Origin of the sequence: Bartonella sp. OD88NMGDW, assembly GCF_042193775.1 — a bacterium.
Taxonomy (GTDB): Bacteria; Pseudomonadota; Alphaproteobacteria; order Rhizobiales; family Rhizobiaceae; genus Bartonella; species Bartonella grahamii.
This window is the reverse complement of sequence record NZ_JBHIMA010000040.1, coordinates 1-2,318: the sequence shown is the minus strand read 5'-3', so window position 1 is coordinate 2,318 and position 2,318 is coordinate 1. Positions and strand designations below refer to the sequence as shown.

Below are 2,318 nucleotides of genomic sequence, written 5' to 3'. Positions count from 1 at the left end.
ATGTCTGATAAGCCGCCGCTCCATACCTTTAGTGCAATCTGTAAATCTAAGCCAGTTTATAACTATACTATTACAGATCAGGAGATAAAATCATTACAACATAATAATAAGATTGAGACATTCTGTAATATATCAGCAGGCTTTCTAATTGTAATGATTGTCATTATCTTCGTGTGGATGATGAATGATGATGATGATTGGAAAAAAATTCCAGCCTTTTGTATAGGCGGCGTGTTGCTAGTACTTGTAGCGTCTTTAGATGCAAAAATAAATTCAAACTCAGAGGAAATTTGGGAAAACGTTAAACAGGTGTCTGAGGTTATCTGTGAAAAAAAATAAAAAAAGGGGACGCCCTAAAATAAAAGGGCAGGTAAGAGAACCAAATGGGCGTATATCACGTGCAAAAGCACCGCGTGAAGCCGTTGATAAATTGGCAATAGAAATGCGTGCAAAGCGCTTCGGTTTAACGCTACAGGAGGCAAAAAATCCACTTTCTGGGTCTTACATAGGGCGGCTTTGCTTGCAAGGCGTGCTTACTCAAGAGCAATACGACGCCGCGCAACAGTATTTACAGATAAGAAACGATTACCTTTGTGCAAAAGGCTTGCCTAATGCGATTTATGACGAAATGCCGTCATCATCTGATGATAAGGCAAGAGATAAATGGGTAGCATTTGCAACAGAGCAGTTTATCAACATGCAAGAGGCACTAAAAGAAGCACAATGCCTTTATAGACAGTACAATCTTCACGCTGCGCTACAGTACCTCGTGATAGAAGATCAAATGCTACCATATCTTGTGAATTCATTACGTGTTGCTCTTAATGCTCTTCAGAAACATTTTGATCGTAAATGACAATCTCTATTACGGTTTCATTATATTGTATATCGTTTGTAAGTTTCTGCAAAATTCAATGGATTCCTTTAAACTTTTATGATCATTTCTTTTCACTTGAGATACTATGTTATTTACTTGTTCTTTTCTTAAATCGGAACGCTTATCTATAGCCATCATAAATTTTTTTGCATAATAAATCATTGGATCCTCGTTATCATTGACCACGTCGTATGCCCACATAAAATCGCTTTCACTCCAATCATATTCATCGCGTAAACGCTTTATTACATTGGGTAGATCCATTTGCGACATCTCCTTATTATAATCACCCCGCAATAAACTCATAAGGGATGCACAACCAACAACTGATATGTGACGATACAATATATCTTCTTGTTTAAAAAACGAATATTCTGTGCCCGTGCTGAGTGAAAGTTCTTCTGCTTTGCGTATCTTTTCAGAATGCATAGAGCCAATATATGATTCACTCGCGTATTTGTTGTAAAGTTTATTATACTTCTCCATAGTATCTACACTTGTAAACATACGCGTCAATTTGTCTATAAATCCAAATGACGCTGATGCAGGTAGCGCTGATATAAAAAAGAAAGCTATAAATGTTATGATGCGTGTTATGGATAATGATTTCATCATTTTGAACCCTTAATTATTCATAAGCGCTGTTTAACCGATTCACTTTGAAATTATCAATATGTGTTATTTTTATGTTGACAAATTGTAGCAAATCGTATTTAATGACATTGCTGTACTTAGGCGTATTGTGTCTAGATGAGAGGCAGTGCAGTTTGGAATCCCCGCATTTGCGGGGTTTTTTATTATCTGGAGGGCGTATTTTATGACATCAGAAAATACACAGCAGGCTCCACAACCGATTAAAAAGCGTATACCCCCAAAGGCAGGTCAAGGGCGTGTCAAAGGCGTTCCGAATAAGATGACGCGCATTTTAAAAGAAGCAGTGGTTAAGGCTGCTGAGAATGCTGGGAATAAAATTGGCAAGGATGGTTTGATTTCTTATTTGGAAAAGCAGGCTATGGAATGCCCCGCTGCTTATTTAGCGTTGCTTGGTAAGGTGTTGCCTTTACAGGTAACAGGTGAAGATGGGGGAGCCATTAAGGTGATAACGCGTGTAGAAATCGCGCCTTTGGTCAATGACAACACGACAGATTAGTATTGTACCAAAGCTTATACCGATTTTTACAGGGGATGCTTTGGTACGGGCGGCTTGGGGTGGACGAGGGTCTGGAAAGACAAGATCATTTGCCTTGATGGCTGCTTTAAAAGGCTATCAATTTGGTATGCAAGGGATATCGGGCACTATTCTTTGTGCACGTCAGTTTCAGAATTCTTTGGCAGAAAGTTCATTGGAGGAAATTAAGCGCGCTATTGAAGCGCATGACTTTTTAAAGGACTATTACAAGGTTGGGGAGTCGTCGATTAAGTCGATAGATGGTCGTATAGC

At 38.9% G+C, this 2,318-nt stretch carries 5 protein-coding genes; 4 read left to right on the top strand and 1 reads right to left on the bottom strand.

The window, feature by feature from the left end; genetic code table 11:
- Nucleotides 1-339: hypothetical protein (locus ACFIJR_RS08890; RefSeq protein ID WP_273788732.1), on the top strand; the 339-nt coding region annotated here is incomplete at its 5' end.
- On the top strand, nucleotides 326-856 hold the full coding sequence (locus tag ACFIJR_RS08885) for a hypothetical protein (RefSeq protein WP_375654052.1): 531 nt from the start codon (nucleotides 326-328) through the stop codon (nucleotides 854-856). The genes ACFIJR_RS08890 and ACFIJR_RS08885, both read left to right, overlap by 14 nt.
- Nucleotides 857-865: 9 nt before the next feature.
- Here the strand turns inward: ACFIJR_RS08885 and ACFIJR_RS08880 are convergent, their stop codons facing one another.
- The gene (locus ACFIJR_RS08880) at nucleotides 866-1,492 is read right to left on the bottom strand and encodes a hypothetical protein (protein ID WP_375654051.1); all 627 of its coding nucleotides are present in this window, start codon (nucleotides 1,490-1,492) and stop codon (nucleotides 866-868) included.
- Between the two features lie 202 nt (nucleotides 1,493-1,694).
- Here ACFIJR_RS08880 and ACFIJR_RS08875 point away from each other — a divergent pair, with 202 nt between their 5' ends.
- Both ACFIJR_RS08875 and ACFIJR_RS08870 read left to right on the top strand, forming a co-directional pair.
- Nucleotides 1,695-2,027 (top strand): hypothetical protein, encoded by a 333-nt coding sequence (locus tag ACFIJR_RS08875; protein WP_273791598.1) that lies wholly within the window; start codon nucleotides 1,695-1,697, stop codon nucleotides 2,025-2,027.
- Nucleotides 2,008-2,318 (top strand): phage terminase large subunit (locus ACFIJR_RS08870; RefSeq protein ID WP_375654049.1); only part of this gene is annotated, 311 nt, incomplete at its 3' end. The genes ACFIJR_RS08875 and ACFIJR_RS08870, both read left to right, overlap by 20 nt.

What these genes read in the sequence shown, in the direction of transcription:
- ACFIJR_RS08880 (WP_375654051.1), bottom strand. Translation starts at nt 1,492, where the DNA reads ATGATGAAATCATTATCCATAACACGCATCATAACATTTATAGCTTTC.
- ACFIJR_RS08875 (WP_273791598.1), top strand. Translation starts at nt 1,695, where the DNA reads ATGACATCAGAAAATACACAGCAGGCTCCACAACCGATTAAAAAGCGT.